3 protein-coding genes are annotated in these 2,341 nt (G+C 68.4%); all 3 read right to left on the reverse strand.

Translation table 11 applies throughout. From position 1 onward, the window contains the following. Positions 1-52 precede the first annotated feature (52 nt). Positions 53-814 carry an ABC transporter ATP-binding protein gene (locus AC1DZ6_RS23715; RefSeq protein ID WP_477099562.1) on the reverse strand — a complete coding sequence of 254 codons (762 nt, stop codon included), beginning with the start codon at positions 812-814 and terminating at the stop codon, positions 53-55. 1 nt (position 815) lies between these two features. Further along, positions 816-1,634, reverse strand: coding sequence for an ABC transporter permease (locus AC1DZ6_RS23720; protein WP_477099563.1), 819 nt, complete (start codon positions 1,632-1,634; stop codon positions 816-818). A 75-nt stretch (positions 1,635-1,709) separates the two neighbouring features. Further along, a partial coding sequence (locus AC1DZ6_RS23725; RefSeq protein WP_477099564.1) for a type 2 periplasmic-binding domain-containing protein occupies positions 1,710-2,341 on the reverse strand: 632 nt, incomplete at its 5' end.

Genomic DNA, 2,341 nt, shown 5'->3' on the forward strand with positions numbered 1-2,341 from the left:
CTCCCCCTCCGTCGCCCTTTGGACGACACCTCCCCCACAGGGGGAGAATCCTCTACTTCCCCAACCCCGCCAGCGCCTCCGGCCCCACCGCCCCCGGCTTGTCCAGCGGGAAGTCGTAGACCGCCGTCGAGCCGTAGCGATGCGGCGCGTGCGGGTCGCGGCGGCGCTTGTCGAAGGCCAGGACGCGGGTGCCCAGCTTGAAGGCTTCCTTGATGTCGTGGGTGACCATCATGATGGTCAGGCCGTGCTCGCGCCACAGGCCGGTGATCAGCTCGTGCATGTCCAGACGCACGCCCGGGTCCAAGGCCCCGAACGGCTCGTCCAGCAACAAGATGCGCGGCTTCTTGATCAGGGCCTGAGCGATGGCCAGGCGCTGCTGCATGCCGCCCGACAACTGAGCCGGATAGACGTCGCCGCTGTCGCCCAGGCCGACGGCGGCCAGCATGGCGTCGGCCTGCTCCTCCGCCGCCCGGCGCCTAGCGCCCGATAGGCGGCCGCGGAACATCGAGCCCTCGCAGTCCAGACCGAAGACCACGTTGTCGCGGGCGCTGAGGTGCGGAAACACCGAATACTTCTGGAACACCACGCCTCGGTCAGGGCCGGGCTCGGCGCGGAGCTTGCGGCCGTCCAGGTCGATCGCCCCCTTGGTCGGCGCCTCCTGGCCCAGGGCCAGGCGCAGGAAGGTGCTCTTGCCCGCGCCGGACGGCCCGACGATCGAGACGAAGCTGCCCTGCTGGACCGACAGGTCGACATTCTCGAGCACGACCTTGTCGCCGTACTCCACCCAGACGTTGCGGAAGGTCAGCAGAGCCATCTCAGCGCCCCTTCGCGGGATGGGCCCACGGATAGGCGCGGCGGCTGACGGTGCGCAGCGCCCAGTCCATCAGCACGGCCAGGATCGAGATCCAGACGACGTAGGGCAGGATGATGTCCATCGACAGATAGCGGCGGACCAGGAAGATCCGATAGCCCAGACCGACGTCGGCGGCGATGGCCTCGGCCGAGATCAGATAGACCCAGGCCGGGCACAGCGACAGGCGCAAGCTGTCGATCAGCCGGGGCATGGCCTGGGGCAACGCCACCCGCAGGGCCAGTTGCCAGGTGCTGGCGCCCAGGGTCTGGGCCTTGACCAGCTGCTCCTCCGGAATGGCGCCGACCTGGGCGGCCAGGTCGCGGACCATGACCGGGGTGATGCCGATGACGATCAAGGCGATCTTGGCGGTCTCGCCCAGGCCGAAGACGATGAACAATATGGGCAGGATGGCGATCGGCGGCACCACCGCGATGGCCGCCACCAGAGGTCCGAACTTGGCCCTCAGCACCGGCAGCAGACCCAGGCCGAGGCCCAGCACCAAGGCCAGGCCCGTGGAGATCGCCAGGGCGACGCCGATCCGCCTGAGGCTGGCCACGCTGTCGACCACCAGGGGCGCGTCACCGGTCAGCGGATCGACGCTGGCCATCATCTGCACCGCCTCGACCATGGCGGTCGGGGTCGGCAGCAGCTTGTCGCGTGGGTTCTCGGCGTGGCGGGCGTGGGAGGCCATCAGATAGACCAGCGCCACCGCCAGCAACGGCACGAGGCCCAGCAGGACGCTGAGGCCGCCTCGGGGTCTGACGTTCAACAAGCGGCGCATGAAGCGGGTCTGAATCCTTGTCGTTGCAGATGGACCGCTCCGCCCACGGATCTGGGCGGAGCGGTCCGGGTCCGGCTAGAGCTTGCCGTCCGCCGCCTGCTGCACATAGGTCGGGTCGAAGCGCAGCTTCACATTGGCCGGATCGCCCAGCGTCTTGCCATTGGGGAAGCTGATGCCGATGTCGTCCACCGACTTCGCGCCCTGGCCGAACRGGCCCATGCTGAAGCTGAACTTGCGCACCCGGTCGTTGGCGGTGACCAGGTCTGGGCTTACCGTCGCGGCCAGGGCGGCCTTGGGGTCGGCGTAGAGATAGGTCGTCTTCAGCTGGCTCTCGAAACTGGCCAGGTCCGAGCCCGACGCCTTGGCCATCGCCTCGCGCGCGGCCTTGCCTTCCGGGGTCTGGGCGACGGTCAGGGCCATGGTCTCGTACCAGATGCCGGTCAGGGCTTTGCCGAGGTTGGGGTTGGCCTTCAGCTCGTCGGTGCTGACCATCAGGCCGTCGAGGATTTCGCCGGGGATCTTGGAGCTGTCGAACACCAGGGTCGCGCCGGGCATCTTTTTCACTTCCGACAGCTGCGGGTTCCAGGTCACCAGGGCCTTGGTGTCGGCGGCGCTGTAGGCGGCGACGATGTCGGCGTCGGAGGTGTTGACCGTCTTGATGTCGGGCATCTTCAGGCCGGCCGTCTCGAGCGCCCGGGCCAGCAGGT

It is taken from the genome of Caulobacter sp. P1_B12_2 (assembly GCF_056406675.1).